This window comes from Mesorhizobium sp. M5C.F.Cr.IN.023.01.1.1 (assembly GCF_003997585.1).
GTDB lineage: Bacteria > Pseudomonadota > Alphaproteobacteria > Rhizobiales > Rhizobiaceae > Mesorhizobium > Mesorhizobium wenxiniae.
Map to the genome: position 1 here is coordinate 41,165 of NZ_RZSU01000028.1, position 25,833 is coordinate 66,997.

19 protein-coding genes are annotated in these 25,833 nt (G+C 62.1%); 7 read left to right on the forward strand and 12 right to left on the reverse strand.

Going from position 1 to position 25,833, the window contains the following annotated elements:
- The first annotated feature begins 387 nt into the window (after positions 1–387).
- Together EOA78_RS14045 and EOA78_RS14050 are read left to right on the forward strand one after the other, a co-directional pair.
- Positions 388–822: a TadE/TadG family type IV pilus assembly protein gene (locus EOA78_RS14045; protein WP_127315667.1), complete on the forward strand. Its 435-nt coding sequence runs from the start codon at positions 388–390 to the stop codon at positions 820–822.
- On the forward strand, positions 823–2,607 hold the full coding sequence (locus EOA78_RS14050; RefSeq protein WP_127315644.1) for a pilus assembly protein TadG-related protein: 1,785 nt from the start codon (positions 823–825) through the stop codon (positions 2,605–2,607).
- Between the two features lie 16 nt (positions 2,608–2,623).
- On the opposite strand, the gene EOA78_RS14055 is transcribed toward EOA78_RS14050, so the two are convergent.
- The 10 genes from EOA78_RS14055 to EOA78_RS14100 form a co-directional block, all read right to left on the reverse strand.
- Entirely contained in the window at positions 2,624–4,249 is a 1,626-nt protein-coding gene (locus EOA78_RS14055; protein ID WP_127315645.1) for an alpha-glucosidase family protein, read from the reverse strand.
- Complete coding sequence (gene glgX, locus EOA78_RS14060) at positions 4,239–6,251, reverse strand: glycogen debranching protein GlgX (protein ID WP_127315646.1); 2,013 nt, start codon at positions 6,249–6,251, stop codon at positions 4,239–4,241. The genes EOA78_RS14055 and glgX overlap by 11 nt, the downstream gene beginning before the upstream one ends.
- A 211-nt stretch (positions 6,252–6,462) precedes the next feature.
- Positions 6,463–8,091, reverse strand: coding sequence for an alpha-D-glucose phosphate-specific phosphoglucomutase (locus EOA78_RS14065; RefSeq protein WP_127315647.1), 1,629 nt, complete (start codon positions 8,089–8,091; stop codon positions 6,463–6,465).
- A gap of 3 nt (positions 8,092–8,094) precedes the next feature.
- Positions 8,095–9,540 carry a glycogen synthase GlgA gene (gene glgA, locus EOA78_RS14070; protein ID WP_127315648.1) on the reverse strand — a complete coding sequence of 482 codons (1,446 nt, stop codon included), beginning with the start codon at positions 9,538–9,540 and terminating at the stop codon, positions 8,095–8,097.
- On the reverse strand, positions 9,541–10,809 hold the full coding sequence (glgC, locus tag EOA78_RS14075) for a glucose-1-phosphate adenylyltransferase (protein WP_127208680.1): 1,269 nt from the start codon (positions 10,807–10,809) through the stop codon (positions 9,541–9,543).
- A 36-nt stretch (positions 10,810–10,845) separates the two neighbouring features.
- Positions 10,846–13,059: a 1,4-alpha-glucan branching protein GlgB gene (glgB, locus tag EOA78_RS14080; RefSeq protein ID WP_127315649.1), complete on the reverse strand. Its 2,214-nt coding sequence runs from the start codon at positions 13,057–13,059 to the stop codon at positions 10,846–10,848.
- Positions 13,060–13,117: 58 nt separating this feature from the next.
- Positions 13,118–15,580 carry a glycogen/starch/alpha-glucan phosphorylase gene (locus EOA78_RS14085; protein WP_127315650.1) on the reverse strand — a complete coding sequence of 821 codons (2,463 nt, stop codon included), beginning with the start codon at positions 15,578–15,580 and terminating at the stop codon, positions 13,118–13,120.
- A gap of 260 nt (positions 15,581–15,840) precedes the next feature.
- A complete protein-coding gene (locus EOA78_RS14090; protein WP_127315651.1) occupies positions 15,841–16,623 on the reverse strand; it encodes an ATP-binding cassette domain-containing protein in 783 nt (260 codons plus the stop codon).
- A gap of 2 nt (positions 16,624–16,625) precedes the next feature.
- A complete protein-coding gene (locus EOA78_RS14095) occupies positions 16,626–17,690 on the reverse strand; it encodes an ABC transporter permease (protein WP_127315652.1) in 1,065 nt (354 codons plus the stop codon).
- A 148-nt stretch (positions 17,691–17,838) separates the two neighbouring features.
- Complete coding sequence (locus tag EOA78_RS14100) at positions 17,839–18,816, reverse strand: sugar ABC transporter substrate-binding protein (RefSeq protein ID WP_245477498.1); 978 nt, start codon at positions 18,814–18,816, stop codon at positions 17,839–17,841.
- A gap of 272 nt (positions 18,817–19,088) precedes the next feature.
- On the opposite strand from EOA78_RS14100, the gene EOA78_RS14105 reads away from it, so the two are divergent.
- The 5 genes from EOA78_RS14105 to EOA78_RS14120 all read left to right on the forward strand — a co-directional run bounded on the left by EOA78_RS14105 (position 19,089) and on the right by EOA78_RS14120 (position 23,082).
- Positions 19,089–20,315: an ROK family transcriptional regulator gene (locus EOA78_RS14105; RefSeq protein ID WP_029355785.1), complete on the forward strand. Its 1,227-nt coding sequence runs from the start codon at positions 19,089–19,091 to the stop codon at positions 20,313–20,315.
- Positions 20,316–20,317: 2 nt separating this feature from the next.
- Entirely contained in the window at positions 20,318–20,764 is a 447-nt protein-coding gene (locus EOA78_RS14110; RefSeq protein WP_029355783.1) for an RbsD/FucU domain-containing protein, read from the forward strand.
- A complete protein-coding gene (locus EOA78_RS14115; protein WP_127315654.1) occupies positions 20,761–21,684 on the forward strand; it encodes a carbohydrate kinase in 924 nt (307 codons plus the stop codon). Before EOA78_RS14110 ends, EOA78_RS14115 begins: the two co-directional genes overlap by 4 nt.
- The gene (locus tag EOA78_RS35965; RefSeq protein ID WP_164783750.1) at positions 21,685–21,831 is read left to right on the forward strand and encodes a hypothetical protein; all 147 of its coding nucleotides are present in this window, start codon (positions 21,685–21,687) and stop codon (positions 21,829–21,831) included.
- Between the two features lie 108 nt (positions 21,832–21,939).
- Positions 21,940–23,082: a DegT/DnrJ/EryC1/StrS aminotransferase family protein gene (locus tag EOA78_RS14120; protein ID WP_127315655.1), complete on the forward strand. Its 1,143-nt coding sequence runs from the start codon at positions 21,940–21,942 to the stop codon at positions 23,080–23,082.
- A 7-nt stretch (positions 23,083–23,089) separates the two neighbouring features.
- Here the strand turns inward: EOA78_RS14120 and cysQ are convergent, their stop codons facing one another.
- Positions 23,090–23,884 (reverse strand): 3'(2'),5'-bisphosphate nucleotidase CysQ, encoded by a 795-nt coding sequence (gene cysQ, locus EOA78_RS14125; protein ID WP_164783755.1) that lies wholly within the window; start codon positions 23,882–23,884, stop codon positions 23,090–23,092.
- A 10-nt stretch (positions 23,885–23,894) separates the two neighbouring features.
- Positions 23,895–25,832, reverse strand: coding sequence for a sulfate adenylyltransferase subunit CysN (cysN, locus tag EOA78_RS14130; protein ID WP_164783751.1), 1,938 nt, complete (start codon positions 25,830–25,832; stop codon positions 23,895–23,897).
- Between the last annotated feature and the right edge of the window lies 1 nt (position 25,833).

Consider the following 25,833-nt stretch of genomic DNA (forward strand, 5'->3'; position numbering starts at 1 on the left):
AGCTGCGCCTCTTGAGTGTTGACGCCCCGAAACCGATTAGATGGCCCCTTTGAGCGCGCCGCCGGTTCCCTTTCCGGCAGCTGGTGGCCAAACAGTAACGCGGCGATTTTTTATTTCAACAGGCTCGTGAGGTCACCTTAAGTAAGGCGCAGCGACAGCCACCTCGGGACCGGCAGAACAGCAGTCGAAGCCATGCGCTTGGCGCCGTTTCTCCCGCTTCAAGCACTCGTTTCCGGCAAGAAACTGGTCGTCGATTCCACTTTGCCGAAATGTCTTAATCCGGCCTTAAGCAACCAGGGGTTACAACTTGCAGGGTTCGGTATGTCTCGACGGGCGAAGGACATGAACAGCACAGAAACTAAGACAATCTCTGTACTGCGGTGTAAAATGCACTCGTTAACACTCAAATTTCGCCAGTTTAGAGACCAGTCCGGAACTTCCGCGATCGAGTTCGCGCTGCTTTCACCCATTTTTATCTTACTTTTGCTCGGAATGGTTGCGTATGGCATCTATTTCGGTGCAAGCCACTCCGTGCAGCAAATCGCGGCGGACGCCGCCCGCACGGCGATTGCCGGGCTGAACGAAGGCGAGCGCCAGGCGCTGGTGACCAGTTTCGTCAACAACAATGCCGGCGGATATCCCTTCGTCAAATCCGACAAGCTGACCTATCAGGCCAAGGACAGCACAGCCGACGGAAACCAGTTCGTCGTGTCCATCCAATATGATGCCCGTAACCTGCCAGTCTGGAACCTGTTCCCGGCACTGCCCATGCCTGGAACCACGATCTCACGCCAGTCGACAATCCGGGTTGGAGGCATCTGAATGTCGGAACCCTTGCTGGAGAGGATCGGCCGGGTCGCCTGCTCAATGCTTGGCGACCTGAAGGCGAACTTCACCGTCATGACAGCGCTGTGTGCACCGTTCGCGCTGGCGCTGGCCGCCTTCGCCATCGACGAAGGCTCGATCTACACGGAGCGCCGGGAAGCCCAGGCAATGACCGATCTGGCGGCAATCACCGCCGCCTCCAACATCAACAACATTGAGGCTGCGGTGGTGACCACGCTCGGCGACAACGGAATGCCGGGTATCGTGGTTCAGAAGGCAGGACAGACGATCGCCCCTGCCCTCGGAAAAACCGTCGTGTCGGTCACCGCCGGCCGATACTCACCAGAGTCGTCGCTCGGCGTCGACAAGCGCTTCGAGGCCGGCAAGACGCCGTACAATGCCGTCCATGTCGCACTGAAAAAGATTCCTGCCCGCTATTTCGCAAGTTCGCTTATCCCTACGCCGGTCATCGGCACCGAAGCCCTTGCCAGCGTCACGCCACAGGCGATGTTCTCGGTCGGGTCCAGACTTCTCAGCGTCAATGGCGGCATCTTGAACTCGCTTCTCAGCGGCCTCCTGGGCACTAACATCTCGCTCAGCGTCATGGACTATAACGCCCTGATCTCGGCCGATGTAAATGTGCTTTCGTTCGTCGACGCTCTTGCCGTCCAGTTGCAACTGACAGGCGTCAGCTATTCAGACGTGCTGGCATCAAAAGCGACTGTGGGCCAGGTGGCCACGGCCCTAGCTAACGTTTCAACGGTTGGCAGCAGCAGCAAGCTCGTTCTGCAGACAATCGCGTCCAGAGCCACCAGCACGGTCAAAATCCCGCTCAATCATCTTGTCGACCTTGGATCAATTGGCCAGTTGGGCCTCGGACAAAAGCCGGCTGGCCTTTCCGTCGATGCAAGCGCCATGGGCATGCTGACCACCGCCGCTGCACTGGCCAACGGTTCGAACCAGGTCCAGGTCAATCTCGGAGCCACCATTCCGGGGCTTACCTCGACCACGCTTGCCGTAGCCATCGGCGAACCGGCGCAATTCTCGCCATGGCTGACAATCGGCGAGAAGGGCGCCGTGGTGCGTACGGCGCAGACGCGGATCAAGCTGGTGGCGTCCGTCGGCGGCAGCAATGCAAATCTCGGTGGCGGCATCAGCCTGCTGGCCGTCAAACTGCCGCTGCATGTCGAGGTGGCCTCTGCCGAAGCCAAGCTGACCGACATCAGCTGCCCGACGGGGCACCCCGACAGTTTGAAGGTTACCATTGCCGCACGTCCGGGCCTTGCCTCGCTGCACCTTGGCGCCAGCGATGCCGACAACAGCCCCTCCGCCTTCGCCGATTTCAGCAACCCACAGTCGTTTCAAAATGCCGAAATCGCGCAGGTCAGCGTGAAGCTTCTGTTTCTCACCCTGAATCTGATCGGCGTGAATGGGTCTGCGGCGTTTGAGATCGCCAACAACGATCCGACGATACTGACCTTCAACAACACCGAAATCGCAAACAAGACGATAAAAACCGCTTCCACGAAAAACCTGACGCAATCTCTCACCACGTCGCTGGTCAGCAATTTGTCGCTTTCGGTCAGTGCGCTGGGCCTCGGGCTTGATGTAACCGCCCTGCTTGGAACGGTGAAGCCGGCAGTGGTGGCGCTGCTGAACGGCGTGACGGCGCCGGTCGACGAATTGGTTTACAACGTGCTTGCGGCACTGGGCGTGCATGTCGGCGAGGCAGACGTCCGGGTCATGGGCGCGACTTGCGGGCGCTCCGTGCTCGTTCAATGAGGACCAAGTAGAGAGGTCAGCCGGCTCGTCCGAGAAAACAGCTCAAGGGCGGCAGCGACAGAGTTTTTTCCTGCAAGGCGGCACCAGCGCCAAGATCGATCGTCTCTGCGACATCGATATCCTGCGGCAACGGCCAACTGGCCGGCTCGTCGGCGAAATTGAAAACGCAGAGCAGCTTCTCGCCGTCGCCTTCACGAATGAAGGCAAGGACATCGCCCTCGGCATCGAGGAACCGGATCGAACCCTGTACCAATGCGGCATGCTGCTTGCGCAACGCCAGCATCGCCCGGTAGCTGGCTAGAACCGACTTTTCCTCGGCGCTCTGGACATCAACCGCGCGGGCGCGATGGCTTTCCGGGATCGGGAGCCACGGCTCGCCTGTTGAAAACCCGGCATTGTCGGCGCCTTTCTCCCAGACCATCGGCGTGCGGCATCCATCCCTGCCCTTGAATCCCGGCCAGAAGCGGATGCCGTAAGGATCGCGCAGATCCTCGAACGCCAATTCCGCCTCCTCCAGCCCGAGCTCCTCGCCCTGATAGAGGCAGATCGATCCACGCAGGCACGACAGCAGCGCGATCGAGAACTTCGCCACCCTTTCCGGATCGCCGCCGGGCCTAGTCCAGCGGGTCGCGTGGCGAACGACATCGTGGTTGGAAAACGCCCAGCAGACCCAGCCGTCGGAGACAGCACTCTCGTACGCTTCGACGCATCCACGTACATGCGCCGCCGAGAATTGCGGACCGAGCAGGTCGAAAGTGTAGCACATGTCGAGCTTGTCCCCGCCGCCGGTATAGGCGGCGAGCGTCTGCAGCGAGCGGGTTTCGTCGCCGACCTCACCGACAGCGGCGCGGCCCTCATATTCGTCGAGCAGCGCCCGAAAACGCTTGAGGAAAGCGAGGTTCTCGGGCTGCGTCTTGTCGAACAAATGCTCCTGATAGAGGTAGGGATTGGTTTCGGTGTTCGTGCCGGCGACGCTCGACGCCAGGGGCGGGTTGCTGCGCAGCCAGCGGTCATGGACATAGTAGTTGACCGTATCGAGCCGAAACCCGTCGACGCCGCGCTCCAGCCAAAACCGCACCGTCTCCAGCAGGGCGTCCTGAACCTCCGGATTGTGGAAATTGAGGTCCGGCTGCGAGGCGAGGAAATTGTGCATGTAGTATTGTCTGCGGGTCGCGTCCCACTCCCAGGCGGGGCCGCCGAAGACCGACAGCCAGTTGTTGGGCGCGGTGCCGTCAGGACTCGGATCGGCCCAGACATACCAGTCCGCCCTAGGGTTATCGCGGCTCGCGCGGCTTTCGACGAACCATTCGTGCCGGTCGGACGAATGCGACAGGACCTGGTCGATAATGACTTTCAGGCCGAGACGGTGCGCCTCGGCGACCACCGCCTCGAAATCCTCTGATGTGCCGAACATCGGATCGACGGCTGTATAGTCGGACACGTCGTAACCCATATCGGCCATCGGCGACTTGAAGAAGGGCGACAGCCAGACGGCGTCGACGCCAAGCGATGCGACATGAGCCAGCCTTGAGGCAATGCCGCGCAGATCGCCACTGCCGTCCCCTGCCGTGTCCTGGAAGGAGCGCGGGTAGATCTGGTAGATGATGCAGCCGCGCCACCACTCGGCGTTGTCATTTGCCACCGCCGTTCTCCTTTATCTGAGCCTGCGCGGCTTTGTGTTCGATCATAAAACTCACCGTTCGCCCCGGCACCGGCCGTGAAACTCCTGCTGCGCTATCCGGTGTTTCGATGGCTGGCTCCCAGCGAAATCCGTCGCGCTCCGGCAGCGTGAACATACACGCCCGGCGATCGCCATTGATGACCACGGCAAGGCGGCAATCATCGCCGCCGAGCATCATGATCAGGCGGTACCGCCCCGAATCGTGCCAGCCTGCCTCATCGAGCGGCATGCCGGTTTCAGTGAGCCAGACGACGTCCGGTATTTCTGACCCGGGCCGCGGCTCTCCGGTCAGGAAGCGCGTGTCGGAAAGCGCCGGCACGGAACGACGCATCGCGGCGAGCAAAACGGCGCATTGTTCCAACGCCTGGTCACGCCCGGTCCAGTCGAGCCAGGTGATCTCGTTGTCCTGCGCATAGGCATTGTTGTTGCCCTTCTGGGTGCGACCGAATTCGTCGCCGGCGGTCAGCATGACCGTGCCGCGCGAGGCAAACAGTGTCGCGAGCAGCGCACACTGGTCATCGAAACGGGCCGTAACGATCCCCCGGTCGCCGGTATCACCCTCGACGCCATTGTTCCAGGACAAGTTGTCGTCGTGGCCATCGCGGTTCTGCTCGCCATTGGCCTCATTGTGCTTGTGCTCGTAGGCAACAATGTCGGCCAGCGTCATGCCGTCATGCGCGGCGATGAAATTGACGCTGCGGCTTGTCTGCTGGCCTGGCTTGGCAAACACGTCGGACGAGCCGGCAAGCCGGGTCGCCAGCGCGCCGACCATGCCGCTATCGCCGCGCCAGAACCGGCGGATGTCGTCGCGATATTTGTCGTTCCATTCGAGGAAGGGCGGCGCAAAATTGCCAAGCTGATAGCCGTCCGGGCCGATGTCCCAGGGTTCGGCGATCAGCACCCGGTCGCCAAGGGCCGGATCGTCCCGAATAGCCCTGAGCAACGGTGCCGCGGCGTCGAACACGCCATCGACACGACCCAAAATCGGCGCCAGATCGAAGCGGAAACCGTCGACGCCAGCATGGCGGACAAAGTGACGAAGCGTGTCGAGGATCATTTCCTGGACGATCGGATGATCACAGGCGACCGTGTTGCCGGTGCCGGTGTCGTTAGCCAAGCTGCCGTCCGGCCAATGTCGGAAGTAGGCGCGGCTGTCGAGGCCGCGCAGCGACAGCATCGGCCCAAGCTTGTCGCTTTCGCCGGTGTGGTTGAAGACGAGGTCGAGGATTACGCCGATGCCGGCCTCACGCAGCGTGGCGACCGTCTGCCGCAATTCCGCGAGACCGCCGGGCGCCAGGCGCGGATCGAGCGCCATGAAGGTCACGGGGTTGTAGCCCCAGGCATTACGCAGCCCGAGCGGCGGCAGATGCCGCTCATCGATCGATGCCGTCACCGGCATCAGTTCGACCGTCCCGACCCCGAGTTTTTTCAGGTGCTCGACGATGGCCGGATGGGCAAGAGCTGCAATCGTTCCGCGCTGGGGCTTCGGGATGTCCGGATGCAGCATTGTGAAGGCGAGCACCGGCACTTCGTAGATCAGGCCACCGGGCTGGAATAGCGGCGGCAAGGCAGGCACCGGTTGCGGCAGGGTGGCGGCAATCGCTTTCGGCAGCAGCGGCGCGGTATCGGTGCCCTCGCCCCGTCGTGCGGCGAGCCTGATATCATAGATATAAGGCCTGTCGATCTCGACGGCATATGGGTCGACCAGCAGCTTGTCGGGATCGAACCAGAGCCCTTTGTCGGGCGCATAGTCGCCATCGGCGCGAAACCCGTATCGGGTGCCGGCAGCGAGGCCGGCAACGAAAAGCCCGTGAACGCCCTCGCCTTCCGGCCGGAGTTCGAGCCGGTCGATCTCCCTGTTACCCTGCTCGTCGAAGATTGAGACCCAGAGCCGGCGGGCCGCCGACGACCATGCGGCAAAGCGAATGCCTTCGCGGGTGACGGTCGCGCCGAGCGAGGTCACGTGCACTCACAGCAACAGATCATAGACAGTTTGAGGCGTTGGCAGGTTGGCTCCCCCTTTTGTGGGAGAAGGTGTCGCCAAAGGCGACGGATGAGGGGTGCTCCAGCTAGGCACCGACAGCACTCCGTCCAACACCCCTCATCCGGCTCGGCGCTACGCGCCAATCCACCTTCTCCCACAAGGGGAGAATGAAAGGCGCGCCGCGCCAGCTTCACGTAATCACGCTTGGCTTGGCGCGGCCGGTATGGCTACGAATTCCGGCGATATCATCGGCTGCCGCAATCAAATCGTCAAGCGCCTCCTGCGTGTCGAGATCATGCCTGGACGTGTCCGGCTCGTAGCGCTCGATATAGACGCGCAGCGTCGCGCCCGAGGTGCCGGTGCCGGAAAGACGGAAGACGACGCGCGATCCGCCTTCGAACAGCACCCTGATGCCCTGGTTCTTGGCTATCGAGCCGTCGACCGGGTCGTGGTAGGCGAAATCATCGGCGCTGGCGATCTTCATGCCACGCACGCTGGTGCCGGGCAGTGATGCGAGTTTCGTCCGCAATTCGTCGACCAGCGCGTTGGCGCGGTCGGTCTCGACCTCCTCATAGTCGTGGCGCGAATAGTAATTGCGGCCATAGGCGGCCCAGTGCTCGGTGACAATCTGCTTGGCGCTTTCGCCCCGGGCAGCAAGGATATTGAGCCACAAAAGTACCGCCCACAGCCCGTCCTTTTCGCGGACATGGTTGGAGCCGGTTCCCGCACTTTCCTCGCCGCAGATCGTTGCCATGTCGGCATCGAGCAGATTGCCGAAGAATTTCCAGCCGGTCGGCGTTTCATAAATGCCGATGCCGAGCTTTTCGGCGACGCGATCGGCCGCACCGCTGGTCGGCATCGAGCGCGCGATGCCTTTCAGGCCGGCCTTGTAGCCCGGTGCCAGATGGGCGTTGGCGGCGAGCATGGCCACCGAATCCGACGGAGTGACGAAAATGCCCTTGCCGATGATCAGGTTACGATCGCCGTCGCCGTCGGAAGCAGCGCCGAAATCCGGCGCATCCGGTCCCATCATCTCGTCATAGAGGTGTTTGGCATGGACCAGGTTGGGATCGGGATGGTGGCCGCCGAAATCCGGCAGGGGAATGAAGTTGCGGGCGGTCCCCTTCGGTGCGCCGAGCCGGTTCTCCAGGATATCCTTGGCGTAAGGGCCGGTCACGGCATGCATGGCGTCGAAGCGCATGCGAAAACCCGATTTGAACAGTGCGCGCAAGGCATCGAAATCGAACAGGCCTTCCATCAGCTCGGCATAGTCGGCGACCGGGTCGATCACCTCGACCGTCATGCCGCCCGCCTCTACCGTGCCGATCGTGTCGAGATCGACCGTGCCGATGTCGGCGATCTTGAAGCTCGAAATCACCTTGGTCTTGGCGAAGATCGCATCAGTCAGCTTTTCCGCCGCAGGGCCGCCATTGCCGGCATTGTATTTGATGCCGAAATCCTCGTGCGGGCCGCCCGGATTGTGGCTGGCCGACAGGATGATGCCGCCGAAGGTTTTGTATTTGCGGATGACATTGGACGCTGCTGGCGTCGACAGGATGCCGCCCTGTCCGACCATCACCTTGCCGAAGCCGTTTGCCGCCGCCATGGCGATGGCCTTCTGGATAACTTCGCGGTTGTAGAAGCGGCCGTCGCCGCCGATCACCAGGGTCTTGCCCTCGAACCCGTCCAACGCATCGAAGATCGACTGGATGAAGTTCTCGGCATAGTGCTCCTGCTGGAACACCGGTACTTTCTTGCGCAGCCCGGAAGTGCCGGGCTTCTGGTCTAAGTAGGGTTTGGTGGCGATGGTGCGTATCATGCGTCAGACAGCCCTTTTCGAAAGCAGCAAGCGATAGAGTTCGAGGTATTTTTCTGCGCTTTTATGCCACGACACATCGGCCTTCATGCCTTGCCGCTGCATCGACGTCCAGATCGTGGGGCTGGCATGCGCTTCCACCAACCGGCGGATGGTGTGCAGCAAGGCGCCAGCATCGGCGGGCGCGAACTGGAAGCCGGTCGCCACACCTGCCGAAACGGCCGCTTCATTGGCGTCGATGACCGTGTCGGCAAGGCCGCCGGTGCGGGCGACGACCGGCACGCAGCCATAGCGCAGGCCGTAGAGCTGCGTCAGCCCGCAAGGCTCGAAACGCGACGGGATGACGATGGCGTCGCAGCCGCCCTGCATGATGTGGGACAGCCCCTCGTCGTAACCGACAACGACGCCGATGCGACCGCGATGGCGGGCGACGGCGGCCAGCAGCGCGCCTTCGAGGCCGGCGTCGCCGGACCCCAGGATCGCCAGGCGTGCGCCCCTCGCAATGATCCCGTCGATCACCGTCGCCAGTATGTCCATGCCCTTCTGCCAGGTGAGCCGGCTGATGACGCAGACGATCGGACTGTCGTCGCGGTCGAGATTGAAACGATCCTCGACCGCGGTCCGGTTGGGATGCCGCGCCTTCAATGTCTTGGCCGTGTAGTTGGAGACCAGATGCTTGTCGGTTTCAGCGTTCCATATTTCGGTATCGATGCCATTGACGATGCCATAGAGATCGACGGATCGCATGTTGACGAGCCCATCGAGCCCCATGCCGAATTCCGGCGAGCGGATCTCCTGCGCATAAGTCGGGCTGACTGTGGTGATGGCCCAGGCGGCCTGCAGGCCGGCCTTGAGAAACCCGACACCGCCATAATATTCGACGCCGTCGAGCGCCATGGCCGCCGCCGGCAAGCCAAGCTCGCCAAAGATGGCGGCGCCGAACTGACCCTGGAAAGCGAGGTTATGGACGGTGATCATCGACGGCGTGCCGACCGCCTTGCCGTAGCGCATATAGGCCAGCGTCATCGCCGATTGCCAGTCATGGGCATGGACGATGTCCGGCTGGTAGCCCGAGATGGCGCCGCCGGCGATGTCGCCGCCAACCTGGCTCAAGGCCGCGAAACGCCGCCAATTGTCCGGCCAATCGGCGCCGGTGGCATTGCCATAGGGACCGCCGGGACGATCGAACAGATGCGGCGCGTCGAGCACGAACAGGTCGAGCCCGGCAATCTGGACAGCATGGACCGACGCCTTACCGCCCTGCAGCAGCGGATATTGGTGAACGGGTTTTTTCTTCTTGAAGGTGTCCATCACTTGGGGATAGCCGGGAACAAGCGTGCGCATCGTCACGCCCTTGCCGGCGAGCGCGACGGGCAACGCGCCGGTCACGTCGGCAAGCCCGCCAGTTTTGATCAGAGGGAATATTTCGGGCGTGACCGACAGAACCTGCATTCATTGCAATCCCAGTTTGTCGATCATCGCCTGCGTGACGAGGCAGATGCCCTTTTCGGAAACGCGGAAGCGCTTGGCGTCGAGAACGGGATCCTCGCCGACCACCAGCCCCTCCGGTATCCTCACGCCATGGTCGATCACCACGCGCTTCAATCTTGCGTTCCGGCCGACCTGGCAGTCGGGCAGCATGACGACTTCCTCGAGCGTCGAATAAGAGTTGATGCGCGCGCCGGTGAAGATCAGGCTTCGCTTCAGCGAAGCACCAGAGACGATGCAATCACCTGAGACGAGCGACGACACAGCCGAGCCGCGGCGGCCATCCTCGTCATGCACGAACTTTGCCGGCGGCTTCAGCTCCGCATAGGTCCAGATCGGCCAGTCGCGGTCGTAGAGGTCGAGCTCCGGCGTGATGTCGGTGAGGTCGATATTGGCTTCCCAATAGGCGTCGACGGTCCCAACATCGCGCCAGTAGGCTTCGTTCTCTGCGGTCGAGCGCACGCAGGATTTGGCGAAGCGATGGGCGATCGCCTTCCCGTGCTCGACGACATAGGGGATGATGTCCTTGCCAAAGTCGCGGCTGGAGCCCGGCTCTGCCGCGTCGCGGCGCAATTGCTCCATCAGGAACTTGGTCTTGAACACGTAGATGCCCATCGAGGCCAGGGCAAAGTCCGGTTTATCGGGGATGCCGGGCGGATCGGCCGGTTTTTCGATGAAGGAGATGATGGTGTCCTTGGCATCGACATGCATGACACCGAAGCCGGTCGCCTCCATGCGGGGCACTTCGAGGCAGCCGACAGTGACATCGGCACCGGCGTCGACATGCTGGCGAAGCATCAGCTCGTAATCCATCTTATAGATATGGTCGCCGGCCAGGACGACCATGTATTCGGGCCCGTAGGCCTCGATGATGTCGATGTTCTGGTAGACCGCGTCGGCCGTGCCCTCATACCACTGCGTTTCCGACACGCGCTGGCTGGCCGGCAGGATATCGAAGCTTTCGTTGCGCTCGGGCCGCAGGAAGTTCCAGCCGCGCTGCAGGTGGCGGATTAGCGAGTGTGCCTTGTACTGAGTGGCGACGCCGAGGCGGCGAATACCGGAATTGAGCGCATTGGAGAGCGCAAAATCGATGATGCGCGTCTTGCCGCCGAAATAGACTGCGGGCTTGGCGCGCCGGTCGGTCAATTCCTTGAGGCGGCTGCCACGGCCGCCGGCCAGAACATAGGCCATGGCATCGCGCGCCAGCGGCTGGGTCCGTTTTATCTCTGCCATTTTTATCCTCCCAAGTTACGCGCTGCGAGACATCGCTTAGTCCGGAGCAAATTCGAGCATGATCGTCGACAGCGGCGGCAACAGGATCGTCGCCGAGATGCCTCCTCCTTCCGCCCGAGCCTCGACGGCACCGCCATTGCCCTTGCCGGAACCGCCATAGTCGGTGGCGTCCGTGTTGATGATCTCGCGCCATCTTCCAGCCGTCGGCAACGGCACGCGATAATCGTCACGGGGCACCGGTGTAAAATTGGAGATGACGGCGACCGGGTTTCCGCCCGGCGCGCTGCGCAGCCAGGCAAAGACAGAGTTCGCGCTATCGTCGACGATCAGCCAGGAAAAGCCTTCCGGCTCGCAATCGCGAGCATGCAGGGCCGGGCGTGAGCGGTAGAGATAGTTGAGATCGCGCACCGTCTGCCAGACGCCGCGATGGGCCTGGAAATCGAGCAGGTTCCAGTCGAGCGCGCGCGCCTCGCTCCACTCGCGGCGCTGGGCGAATTCCTGCCCCATGAACAACAGCTTTTTGCCGGGGTAGCCCCACATGAAGGCGTAGTATGCGCGCAGCGTCGCGAATTTCTGCCAGTCGTCGCCGGCCATCTTGCCGAGCAGCGTCCCCTTGCCGTGCACGACCTCGTCATGGGAGAGCGGCAGCACGAAATTCTCGCTGAAGGCGTAGACCAGGCCGAAGGTGATGTCGCTGTGATGATGCTTGCGAAAAATTGGCTCCTTGGAGAAATACTCCAGCGTGTCGTGCATGAATCCCATGTTCCACTTGAAGCCGAAACCCAGCCCGCCCTCATGCACCGGCTGCGAAACTTTTGGCCATGAGGTCGATTCCTCGGCAATCGTCATCACGCCAGAATGATGGCCGTAGACCTCCTTGTTCATTCTCTGGAGGAAGCTGACCGCTTCAAGGTTCTCGCGCCCACCCTTTTCGTTGGGAATCCATTCGCCGGCCTTGCGCGAATAGTCGAGGTAGAGCATCGAGGCGACGGCATCGACCCGCAAACCATCGACGTGGTACTTCTCGGCCCAAAACAGCGCATTGTTGACGAGGAACGAGACGACCTCGCGCCGGCCGAAATTGTAGATCGCGGTGTTCCAGTCGGGATGGAAGCCCTTGCGCGGGTCGGCATGCTCATAGAGCGCGGTGCCGTCGAAATTGGCCAGGCCATGCGCGTCCACCGGAAAATGTGCCGGCACCCAGTCGAGGATGACGCCGAGGCCGGCGCGGTGGGCGCCGTCGACGAACCGGGCAAAACCGTCCGGATCGCCGAAGCGGGCCGACGGCGCGTAGAGGCCGGTCGTCTGGTAACCCCAGGACGGATCATAGGGATGTTCGGAGATCGGCATGAATTCGATGTGGGTGAAACCCGTGTCTACAACGTAGGGGATCAGCCGGCCGGCGAGTTCGTCCCATGACAGGAAGCTGCCGTCGTCGTGAAGCTGCCAGGAGCCGGCATGGACCTCGTAGATCGACACCGCCTCGCGCCTGGGATCGGCGTTGCGCCAGAAATTGCGGTGCGCCTCATCACCCCATTGATGCGCCGGCGGAAGCGCCGTCACCGAAGCGGTGGCCGGGCGCAGTTCGGACTTGAAAGCGAACGGATCGGCCTTCAGCGGCAGCCTCACGCCATCGGGCCCGATGATCTCGTATTTGTACGGCCGGCCGGCGCCGATATCGGGAATGAACAACTCCCAGATGCCGGTGTCTCGACGGATGCGCATCGTATGCCTGCGGCCGTCCCATTCGTTGAAGTCGCCGACCACCGAAACGCGCCTTGCATTGGGCGCCCAGACGGCGAAATGCACGCCGGACGCACCCTCGTGATCGATGAGATGCGCACCAAGCTTGTCGAACAGCCTGAGGTGCGAACCTTCGGCGATGTAATAGTCGTCCAGCGGACCGAGCACCGGACCGAACGAATAGGGATCGGTCAGCCACCAGTCACCGCCGGCATTGCGCGCGTGATAGCGCAGCGGCTGACGCTTTCTGAGCGACAGGAGGCCCTCGAAGAAGCCGCCTTCGTCGCGCCTGGAGAGTTCGCCGGCTTTCTTGCCGGTCAGCGTATAGGCAGTGACGAACTCGGCATGAGGGACGAAGCAGCGGGCGACAAAGCCGTTGTCAACCTCGTGCACACCGAGGACAGCGAAAGGATCACTATGCGTACCGGCGACAATTGCCGCGACATCACCGGCTGAAGCCAGTCCATCCGGCCCGCTTGTCGCAGCGGTCGCGCGCGGCTTCCTCATCAGGCAGTGACCCTCCCCGGCACCCGGACCACGTTGTTCGTGGCCTCATGCAATCATATCAGACCGGCACGTTCCAGATTTCTTTCGCATATTGGCGGATCGTACGGTCGGACGAGAACCAGCCGACGCGGGCAACATTGCGGATTGCCTTGGCGTACCAATCCGGGCTGTTGCGCCAGACGGCGTCGACATCGCGCTGGGTGGCGGCGTAGGCATCGAAATCCGCGGCGACCATGAACCAGTCGCTCTGATAGAGGCCGTTCATCAGGTCGCGATAGCGTTCCGGATCGTCAGGCGAAAAGACGCCCGACGAAACGGCAGCCACGGCCTGCGCCAGTTCGGGAGACGCTCCGATTACCGATCGCGGATCGTAGCCGTTGCTGCGCCGCTCGGCGACCTCTTCGGTGGTCAGGCCGAAAATGAAGATGTTGTCGTCGCCGACGCATTCCTTGATCTCGACATTGGCGCCGTCAAGCGTGCCGATGGTCAGCGCACCGTTCAGCGCAAACTTCATGTTGCCGGTACCGGAGGCTTCCATGCCGGCGGTCGATATCTGCTCTGAAAGATCGGCGGCCGGCATCATGATCTCGGCCAGGCTGACATTGTAGTTCGGCACGAACACCACTTTGAGCAAGCCGCGAACGGCCGGGTCGCGGTTGATGACCTTGGCGACGTCGTTGGCAAGTTTGATGATCAGCTTGGCGTTGTGATAGCTGGGCGCTGCCTTGCCGCCAAAGAACTTGACGCGTGGCATCCAGTTGCGCTCCGGATGGGAGCGGATCTGGTCATAGAGGGCGACTGTTTCGAGGATGTTCAGAAGCTGACGCTTGTATTCGTGGATGCGCTTGATCTGGATGTCGAACAGCGCGGAGGGATCGACCTTGATGCCGAGGCGGTCGGCGACGAGATTGGCAAGCTTGGCCTTGTTCGCCCGCTTGACTGCCGCGAACTTGTCGCGGAAGGCGGCGTCGTCGGCAAAACCATCGAGCTCCTTGATTGCGTCTATATCGTCGAGGAAGCGGTCGCCGATCGCCTCGCGGGTGAGCGCGGTGAGACCGGGATTGCACTGGATCAGCCAGCGCCGCGGCGTGATGCCGTTGGTCTTGTTGTTGATGCGGTCGGGGTAGAGCCTGTGGAGTTCGGCAAACACCGTTTCCTTCATCAGCTCGGTGTGAAGGGCAGAGACGCCGTTGATCGAGTGCGAGCCGACAAAGGCCAGATTGCCCATGCGCACCCGGCGCTCGCCATTTTCCTGTATCAGCGAGATCTGGCTGATCTGCTCGTCAGAGAACTGGTCTGAGGCGCGCGCCTCCAGCAGCACTTCTGCGTTGATGGCGTAGACGATCTGCATATGGCGCGGCAACAGCCGCTCGAACAGCGGCACCGGCCAGCTTTCGAGCGCCTCGGGAAGCAGCGTGTGGTTGGTGTAGCCGAAGGTGCGCTTGGTGATGCTCCAGGCCTGGTCGAAATCCATACCGTGGACGTCCATCAACAGGCGCATCAGCTCGGGCACGGCGATGGCCGGATGGGTGTCGTTCAGATGGATCGCCGCCTTGTCGGGCAGCGACTGCAGGTCGCCATACTGGCTGAGATGACGCTGGATGATGTCCTGCAACGATGCGGTGGAAAAGAAATACTCTTGCCTTAGCCGCAGTTCCTGCCCGGCCCTATGGGAATCAGCGGGGTAAAGGACGCGCGACAAGGCATCGGCCTTGTTGCTTTCGGCGAGTGCACCGATGTGGTCGCCGGCGTTGAACTTGTCGAGCAGGATCGGATCGATCGGCATGCCGGACCAGAGCCGCAGGGTGTTGACGCGGTTGGCCCTCCAGCCAACCACCGGCGTATCGTAGGCAACCGCCAGAACATGTTCGATCGGCTTCCAGACGTGGCGCTCAAGCCTGCCGTCCTTCGATGTGATCGATTCGACCGAGCCGCCGAAACCGACCTCGAAAGAACGTTCGCGCCGCTCGAACTCCCAAGGATTGCCGTGATCGAGCCAAGTCTCAGGCAGCTCAACCTGCCAGCCGCCATGGATTTCCTGCCGGAACATGCCGTTGGCGTAGCGAATGCCATAACCATGCGAGGGAATGTCGACGGTTGCCATGCTTTCCATGAAGCAGGCGGCGAGCCGGCCAAGACCGCCATTGCCAAGGGCTGCATCTGGTTCGAGGGCCGCGATGAGGTCGAGGTCGACGCCGAGAGACCGCAGCGCTTCGCGCATATTATCCATCAGGCCAAGATTGGAGAAGGCGTCGCGCATCAGGCGGCCGATGAGGAATTCCAGTGACAGATAATAGACGCGCTTTTCCTGATGGGCGTAGGCCTCTTGCGTCGCCTGCATCCAATGATCGACGATATGGTCGCGCACGACCTTGATCGAGGCGGTAAGCCAGTCGTACTGCGTCGCGACATTGGTGCCCTTGCCGAGCCTGTATTTGAGGGCCTTCAAGACTTCATCGGCAAGCGCCTTGGGATCGGAGTTTTCGAGAATGGGAGCTTTGGATGTGATCGCGTGCGTCATGCTGCCTCTCGTGCGGTTGCCATGATCATACCGGCTTTCACCATTCCTCCCAGCGCATGCTAGCGCATATCGTTGTGCGTTCAATCGAGTTAGATTGCCGCGGGGCAGCTTACCCCACGGCAATTTGCCAACTTAAGGCGCGTCATGTTTGGGCAGCCTCTGCGACGCGCCTTAAGTTCCTATTTTTGTGCATGTCGTCATCCCAAACCGCTGCGCACCCTCGGTTCCTCGCCCGAGGGCATGCTTTTGGGCGACATGCATCAGGCTGCCAGCGCCGCCTCCGGCGGGAGCTTCGCTCCGGTCATGAAGGCAACGGCGTCGGACATCGTATATTGCTTGGGATCGATGACACAGAGGCGACGGCCCAGCCGATGGATGTGAATGCGGTCGGCCACCTCGAAGACATGCGGCATGTTGTGCGAGATCAGCACGATCGGCAGGCCGCGCTTCTTCACGTCGAGGATCAGTTCGAGCACGCGGCGGCTCTCCTTGACGCCTAACGCCGCCGTCGGCTCATCCATGATGACCATCTTCGAGCCGAAGGCGGCGGCGCGCGCCACCGCCACGCCCTGGCGTTGACCGCCCGACAGCGTTTCCACGGCCTGGCTGATGTTCTGGATGGTCATCAGGCCAAGTTCGGTGAGCTTGTCGCGGGCGCGCTTTTCCATTGCCGGGCGGTCGAGCATGCGCAGCCAGTCGCCCAGAAAACCCGGTTTGCGGATCTCGCGACCAAGGAACATATTGTCGGCGATCGACAGCGCCGGCGACAGCGCAAGGTTCTGGTAGACGGTTTCGATGCCGGCTTCGCGAGCTTCGATGGGCGACTTGAAGAGCACCTGCTTGCCGTCCAACTCGATGATCCCCTCGTCCGGAATCACGGCGCCCGAGATCGCCTTGATCAGCGTCGACTTGCCGGCGCCGTTGTCGCCGATCACCGCCAGGATTTCTCCCGGATAGAGATCGAAGTCGCAGCTGTTCAGTGCGGTAACGCGGCCGTAGCGCTTGATGAGGCCACGCGCGGTGAGGATGGGCTCCTGGGTCATGGTTACACCGAAACCTTTCTGATCCACTGGTCGATCGCCACGGCGCCGATGATCAGCACACCGGTGAGCAGAACTTTCCATTGCGGATCGGCGCCCAGCATGTTGAGGCCCATCGAGACGACGCCGACGATCATCGCGCCGAACAACGTGCCTAAAATCGAGCCGCGTCCGCCGAAGAGGGAAATACCGCCGATCACCGTCGCGGTGATAGCCTGCAAATTGTAGTCGGTAACGGCGGCGGACGGCGAGATCGAACCGTTGCGACCGATGGAGACCCAGGCGGCGAAAGCGGCGATCAGCCCGGCAAGGGTGTAGACCGAGATCAGCACCTTCTTGGTCTGGATGCCCGACAGCTTGGCCGCCTCCGGGTCGTCGCCGACGGCGTAGACATGGCGGCCCCATGCCGTGTGATTGAGCACATACCAGAGGATCATCACCAGCACCACCATGGCAATGACGCCGAACGTCAGCACCGCCGTGCCGACCTTGAAGTTGAGGCCAAACAGATGCAGCAGCGGCGCCTGGACGTCGACGTCGGCGTCACGGATCGTCTCATTGGCCGAATAGATGAAATTGGTGGCCATGACGATGTTCCAGGTGCCCAGCGTGACGATGAAGGGCGGCAGCTTCATGTACGCGACCAGCAGCCCGTTGAGCAGCCCGCAGGCCGCGCCGGCGCCAAGCCCGATCACCACGGCAAGCAAGGTCGGCAGGCCATAGGTGACTGCGCAGTTGCCCATGATCACGGCCGAAATCACCATGATCACGCCGATTGACAGGTCGATGCCGGCTGTAAGGATGACCAGTGTCTGCGCAGCACCGAGAATACCGACGATGGCGATCTGCTGCAGGATCAGCGTCAGCGTGTAGGACGAAAAGAACCGTCCTCCGATTGTGATACCGAAGACGGCGATCGACAGAACCAGCACGATCAGCGGAACCGCGGCCGGAGTAGAATGCAGGAAATGCTGGATGCGCTTGACGATCGACGTGCCGTGCTCGTCAAAAGCAGCGACGCTTGCGTCGCTGTTCGAGAGAGCCTTTTCGAATTCTTGAACCTGAGCCATGTTTCCTCCCGTGGGGCTTCAGCCACGCCGACGCCCGTCCAACCGATCTGCCGCCGGAATTGTTCGTGCTTGCATTACCGCATCGTCCACCCGAAGCGGCCGGGGATCAAGCCCCGGCCGATCGGATCTGTTGCCTGTCAGACTGGCATCAGCCCCAGCACTTGGCGAGGCCTTCCTTGGTGTCGATGGACTTCACGCCCTCCGCGGGCTTGTCGGTCACGAGGTTGACACCGGTGTCGAAGAAATCCTTGCCTTCGGTCGGCTCGGGCTTCGTGCCGTCCTTGGCGAAAGCGGCGATCGCTTCGATGCCGAGTGCCGCCATCTGCAGCGGATATTGCTGTGAGGTCGCACCGATCACGCCCTCGGCGACCGACTTCACGCCGGGGCAGCCGCCATCAACCGACACGATCAGCACATTGCCTTCGAGACCCACGGCCTTGAGCGCCTGGTAGGCGCCGACGGCCGCCGGCTCGTTGATGGTGTGGATGACGTTGATGCCGGGGTCCTTCTGGAGAAGGTTCTCCATCGCCTTGCGGCCGCCTTCTTCGTTGCCGTTGGTGACGTCGTGGCCGACGATACGCGGATCGTCCTCGTCGCCGATCTTGTTGGGGTCTTTCACGTCGATGCCGTAGCCCATCATAAAGCCTTGATCGCGCAAGACGTCCACCGTCGGCTGCGAGGGCGTCAGGTCGAGGAAGCCGATCTTGGCATCCTTCGCCTTGTCGCCGAGCGTCGCGGCGGCCCACGCGCCGATCAGCTTGCCGGCCTCCAGATTGTCCGTCGCAAAGGTCGCGTCGGCAGCGTCGAGCGGATCAAGCGGCGTGTCGAGCGCGATCACGAGCAGACCGGCGTCACGCGCCTTCTTCACCGCCGGGACAATGCCCTTGGTGTCCGACGCGGTGATCAGGATGCCCTTGGCGCCGTCGGCGATACAGCTTTCGATCGCCGCCACCTGGCTCTCGCTGTCGCCGTCGATCTTGCCGGCGTAAGCCTTAAGATCGACGCCGAGTTCTTTGGCTTTCGCGGTCGCACCTTCCTTCATCTTCACGAAGAACGGGTTGGTGTCGGTCTTGGTGATCAGGCAGGCGCCGACATCGGCGGCGGACGCAGCCGAGGTGAACGCCATCAGACCCAGTCCGGCCGCGGCAAACACGGTGGACTTCAATAGTGCTGTCTTGGTCACGATTTTCCTCCCAGTGGAACCATTTCGGATGCCGGCCAACCGGCACCTGCACAAAGCATCCAGCGACTTCTCCCAGCGTGGACGCCTGCCCCAACAGAATACCAGACCGAGGTCTCTGTCAATAATTAAATCACTCTTATTTATTATTGACAGCGCTGCGTCGTTCACCCATTCTGGCCCAAAAGCGGTGAGGGGAAACGACGGGAGGAACAGGGGTGGAGACCGGCACTACAAGGCACGGTTCGCCCGAGGCAGCCGAAAGCCGCATTCACCGCGGCACCAACCAGAGCGGCATGCGGGACCACAATGAGCGGCTGGTGCTGTCGCTGGTGCGTCAGCACGGCAGCCTGGCCAAGTCCGACATTGCGCGCATGACCGGACTTTCTGCCCAGACGGTTTCGGTCATCATGCGTGAGCTCGAGGAGGACAACCTCCTTGTCCGTCAGGCGCCGCTGCGCGGCAAGATCGGCCAACCTTCCATTCCGATGGCGCTCAATCCCGATGGTGCCTATTTCATCGGTTTGAAGATCGGCCGTCGTAGCGCCGAACTCGTGCTGATCGATTTTCTCGGCAATGTGCGCTCGATGCTGCAGCATTCCTACCGCTATCCGGCGCCGCGCGAGACGGTCGAATTCGTCACCTCCGGCATGAAGACGATGCGCGGCGATCTCACCCCGGCGCAGGACAAGCGCATTGCCGGACTTGGCATCGCCATGCCGTTCGAATTGTGGAACTGGGCCGATACGGCAGGTGCGCCGCGCGACGTCATGGACGAATGGCGCCACCGCGACATCCGCGCCGACATCCAGGCGCAGTGCGAATTCCCGGTCTACCTGCAGAACGACGCCACCTCGGCCTGCGGCGCCGAACTGGTGTTCGGCCGGGCGGGTGCGGCGCGCGACTTCGTCTATTTCTATATCGGTGCCTTCGCCGGCGGCGGCATCGTGCTGAATGGTCACCTTTTCGGCGGACCGACCGGCAATGCCGGCGCGCTGGGTTCGATGCCGGTGCCCGGACCGGACGGCAAGCCGGCCCAATTGATCGACGTGGCGTCGATTGCCATGCTGGAAAAGGCGCTTAACGCACGCGGTATCGAGGCCTCGCACCTGTGGACGTCACCGGAGGATTGGGGCGAGATCGGCGTCGAGCTCGACGACTGGATCGCCTGCGCTTCGCAGGCGCTCGCCTATGCCATTGTGGCGGCGTCATCGGTTATCGATTTCGAGGCAGCGGTGATCGACGGATGGATGCCGAAGGCCGTACGGCGCCGGCTCGTCGATGCCGTTGTCGAAGCTATCGGCAAGATCGATGGTGAAGGCCTGAAGCTTCCGGCCATTCGCGAGGGGACTGTCGGCATTCATGCACGTGCCCTGGGCGGCGCCAGCCTGCCGCTTTCCGAGCGCTTCCTTATCGGCTCGACCATGATTTCCAGGAGTGCCTGAGCGTGCTGATCGGAATCCCGGTACTGCTCGGTCCGGAGCTTCTGGCGACGCTGCGTGCCATGGGTCATGGCGACGAGATCGCCCTTGTCGACGGAAACTACCCGGCGAAAGAGCAGGCACACCGGCTCATCCGCGCCGACGGTCATCATCTTGTTCCGATGCTCGACGCCGTCCTCAGCGTGTTGCCTGTCGATGATGCAGTGCCGGAGGCGCTGTTTCGCGCGTCGGTCAAAGGAAATCCCCTGCTTGCCGATCCCGTTCATCACGAGATGGAGGCGATCTGCGCCAAGCGTGCTCCGGGCCGCAAGGTGGTTGCGCTTGCCGGCGCCGACTTTTATCAACGGGTTAGGTCCGCGCACGCGATCGTCGCGACAAGTGAGCCGCGGCTCTACGCCAACATCATCATCCGCAAGGGTGTAATCTATCCGCCGGAGACCAGGAAACCATGATCCTCTGTTGCGGCGAAGCCCTGATCGACATGCTGCCACGCACCACGACGGAGGGCGAGCCGGCCTTTGCCCCCTATGTCGGCGGCGCGGTGTTCAATACCGCTATTGCGCTCGGCCGGCTGGGAGCACCCGCTGGTTTCTTTTCCGGCCTGTCGTCGGATCTGTTCGGCGGCCAATTCAGGGACGCGCTCGGGGCAAGCAAGGTCAGTTCCACCTATGCGCACACATCGCCCCGGCCGACCACGCTTGCGTTCGTGCGGCTGGACAACGGCCAGGCGAGCTACACGTTCTACGATGAAAACACAGCCGGAAGGATGCTGACCATCGACGATCTGCCGAAACTCGGCAGCGAGATCGAAGCCATGCTGTTCGGCGCCATCAGCCTGATCTCGGAGCCGGCCGGATCAGCCTACGAGGAATTCATGCGGCGCGAGTACAGTCGCCGCGTCATGATGCTCGACCCCAACATCCGGCCCAATTTCATTCCGGACAAGGCCAAGCATCTCAAACGCATCCGCTCGATGATGGCGATGGCCGACATCGTGAAGCTGTCGGACGAGGACCTCAACTGGTTCGGCGAAGCCGGCTCGCACGAGGACGTTGTCCGCAACTGGCTGGATCGCGGCCCGACGCTGATCGTCGTTACCCATGGCAGCGAAGGCGCCGTCGGCTACACCAGGAATCACAAGGTCACGGTTGTGCCAGACAAGGTCGAGGTGGTCGATACTGTCGGCGCCGGCGACACGTTCAACGCCGGCATCCTGGCCTCGCTGCACGAGCAAGGCCTGTTGTCGAAGGAGGCGATCGCCAATCTGCCGGAAGACGCCATCCACAAGGCGCTGGCGCTTGGCGCCAAGGCTGCGGCGGTAACCGTGTCGCGGGCCGGTGCCAATCCGCCCTGGCGGCATGAAATCGCCTGATTGGACGGCGATGCGCTGAAGACGGCGCTGGACATCAATCACTTTATGTTTCGCCCAGCCGAGCGCGAGCAACACAACGGCCGTGAGGTGCGCAACAAAGCCCCGGATTTCCAGCGTCTGACGGGGACCTGTCGCAATCAGAGGTAACAGGCTGCGACACTTGAGCAATTCGCGGTTTTGCCCATGCGGCTTTCTCGGCCGCGCCAAGTCTGATACCAGCGGCCCGTTATCTGGCTAGTACCGTTTGAGGCCGACATGCAGTTCATCGATCTAGGCGCGCAGCGCGAACGAATCCGCGACAGACTGAAAGCAACCATCGACCGCGTCGTCGACGAGGGGCGCTATATTCTCGGCCCCCAAGTCACCGAATTCGAAAACAAGCTTGCCGCCTATATCGGCACCAAGCATGTGGTAGCCTGCGCCAACGGCACTGACGCACTGCTGCTGCCGCTGTTTGCGGCCGGCATCGGCCCAGGTGACGCGGTGTTCGTGCCGAGCTTCACCTTCGCCGCCACGGCGGAAGTGGTGGCGCTGGCCAAGGCTGAGCCGGTTTTCGTCGATGTCGATCCCCAGACCTACAACATCGACATCGCCAGTCTCGAGGCGGCCATCGCCATGATCAAGGCGGAAGGCCGGCTGAAGCCAAGGGCGATCATTCCCGTCGACCTGTTCGGGCTCGCTGCTGACTACGAGGCGCTCATGGCGATCGCCAACCGCGAAGGGCTGATGGTGATCGAGGATGCCGCTCAGGCGATCGGCGGCTCGATCGACGGCAAAATGTGCGGTTCGTTCGGCGCGGTCGGCTCGACCAGCTTCTACCCGGCAAAACCGCTCGGCTGCTATGGCGACGGCGGCGCGATGTTCACCAATGACGATGCGCTGGCCGAACAGCTCCGCTCGTTCGCCTTTCACGGCAAGGGCGAAACCCAATATGACAATGTCCGCGTCGGCATCAATTCGCGGCTCGATACGCTGCAGGCGGCGATCCTGATCGAGAAGCTGGCCATTCTCGAAGACGAGATGGTTGCCAGGCAAGCGGTCGCCAATCGGTATGCCGAAGGCCTCGGCGACATCGTCAAGACGGCGCGCAACCTAGAAGGTGGCCGTTCGGCCTGGGCGCAATATGCCATCGAGACGCCGAAGCGCGACGGGCTGAAGGCGCATCTCGGGGACAAGGGCATCCCGTCGGTCATCTATTACGTGAAGCCCTTGCACAGCCAGATCGCCTACCGCGACTATCCGCGCACGCCGACGGGTCTAACCGTTTCGGAGGAGCTGCCGAGGCGCATCCTCTGCCTGCCCATGCACCCCTATCTGAGCGAGGCCGACCAGGACCGGATCATCGAGACGATCCGCAACTATATCGGCTCGAATTCGGCGCAAATCGCCGCCGCGTAGACGGTCGTTAGACGGGTCTGGGCTCCGCAGGCTTGCCGCTGGCGATGAAATGCGGATTGGCGAAGTCCTCGTCATCGCTCTGGTTGCGCTTGCCGTAGGCCAGCGGCTGACCATCGAGTGTGCGCGTTATACCGCCTGCCGCGCGCAGCACCGCGTCGCCGGCTGCGGTGTCCCATTCCATGGTGCGGCCGAAGCGCGGATAGACGTCGGCCTCGGCGCCAGCGACAAGACAGAATTTCAGCGACGAGCCAACCGACACGATCTCGGCAGCGCCCACGGTGCGAATATAGGCTTCGGTCTCCGGCGTATTGTGGGACCGGCTGGCGACGACAGTCAGTGGCGCCACACCCGTTCTGGCCGAAATCGGCCGACGGCCGATGATCTGATAGTCGCCATTGACCTCAATTGCTTCCGCCCTGCCCGGCCGGCCGGAAAAGAAGCGTCCCGTGCATGGCGCAAACACCACACCGATCTCCGGCACGCCGTGGCGAACAAGCGCGATGTTGACGGTGAAGTCGGTCCTGCGGTTGACGAATTCCTTGGTGCCGTCGAGCGGATCCACCAGGAAGAAGGCGTCGTCGAGGTCGGGCGGCACGATGCCGGCCGATGCCTCTTCCTCAGCCACGCAAGGGATGTCGGGGAAAGCCGCGCGCAGCCCGGCGAGAATGATCTTTTCGCTCTCGCGATCGGCCTCGGTCACCGGCGAGCTGTCTGATTTCTGGTCGACCGCGCAGCCGGCATCGAAGACGCGCATCACCTCTCGCCCCGCCGCCAACGCGATGCGCTCGAACACGCCGAGCATCGCTTCGTCGTCAGATGCCGCCGCCGCTATCATATTGGTTTTCGGCAATGTCACGCTCGTTCAGCCAGAGTTCCAGGGCCTCTACCATCTCCTCGGCAGACTTGCCGAGTGTCTTGAGATGGATTTCGGGGTTTTCCGGGGCTTCATACGGTGAATCGACGCCGGTGAAATTCTTGATTTCGCCATTCAACGCCCGCGCATAGAGGCCCTTCGGATCGCGCCTGGCGCATTCCTCAAAGGGTGTGTCGACAAACACCTCGACGAATTCACCGGTGGCCATCAACTCCCTGGCCATGCGCCGCTCGGCCCTGAATGGCGAAATGAAGGAAACAATGACGATTAGCCCGGCATCGGCCATCAGCCGCGCCACTTCCGCAACGCGGCGAATGTTTTCGACGCGGTCGGCGTCGGTGAAGCCAAGATCGCGATTGAGGCCGTGGCGGACGTTATCGCCATCCAGGATGTAGGTATGCCGGCCGGTGGCGAACAGCTTTTTCTCGAAAAGATTTGCGATGGTCGACTTGCCCGAGCCCGAGAGCCCGGTGAACCAGAACACGGCGGGCCGCTGGTTCTTCAGATCGGCACGGCCGTGCTTGCCGACATCGAGCGATTGCCAGTGGATGTTTTCGGCGCGGCGCAGCGAATGCAGGATCATGCCGGCGCCGACGGTGGCGTTGGTGATGCGGTCGATCAGGATGAAGGCGCCGGTCGTGCGGTTCTCGGCGAAAGTATCGAAGGCGATCGGCGCCCGCGTCGAGATATTGCAAATGCCGACTTCGTTCATTTCGAGCGACTTGGCCGCCTCATGGGCAAAGTCGTTGACGTTGACTCGATATTTCAGGTCAGTGACGGTGGCGCTGGTCTGATCGGTCTCGGTCCGCAGAATGTAGGAGCGGCCCGGCAACAGCGCATGCTCATCGAACCAGACGATGTTGGCGGCGAACTGGTCGGCGACCTGCGGCCGCGCCGCCGGCGACACCAGCATATTGCCGCGCGAGACCTCGACCTCGTCGTCGAGAACAAGAGTGATGGCCTGGCCGGCGACCGCTTGGCTCAGGTCGCCGCCATGCGAGACGATGCGCCTTACATGAGCGGACTTGCCGGATTTGGCGACAACGACCTCGTCGCCTGTTGAGACAGAGCCGGACGCAATCGTGCCGGCAAAACCGCGAAAATCGAGATTGGGGCGGTTCACATACTGCACTGGAAAACGGAACGGCAGTTCGACAACGGCTTCATCGACCGACACGGTTTCCAGATGTTCGATCAGCGTCGGGCCGGAATACCATTCTGTCTTGTCCGAGCGGCTGGAGACGTTGTCGCCATAACGGGCGGACATGGGGATGGGCACGATCGTCTCGAAGCCGAGCTGATGCGAAAATTGCCGGTAGTCTTCGATGATGCGTTCGAACACGGCCTTGTCGAAGCCGACGAGATCGAACTTGTTGACGGCCAGGACGATGTGCCGGATGCCCAGCAGCGACGCGATAATCGAGTGGCGCCTTGTCTGGCGCAGCACGCCCTGCCGGGCGTCGATCAGCACGATGGCCAGATCGGCGGTCGACGCGCCCGTCGCCATGTTGCGCGTGTATTGTTCGTGGCCGGGTGTGTCGGCAACGATGAATTTGCGTTTCGGCGTGGCGAAAAAGCGATAGGCGACATCGATGGTGATGCCCTGCTCGCGCTCGGCCTCTAGGCCATCGACCAGCAGCGCGAAATCGACGTCGTCGCCCGTTGTCCCGTGCTTGCGCGAATCACGCTCGAGCGCGGCAAGCTGGTCCTCGAAAATCTGCTTGGTATCCGAAAGCAGGCGTCCGATCAGCGTCGACTTGCCGTCGTCCACGGAACCGCAGGTCAGGAAGCGCAGCAGCGACTTTCGTTCCTGTACCGCCAGATAGTCACGAATGCCGTCGGTGGAGGCGAGGCTCTCGGCCATGATGTGGCGCATG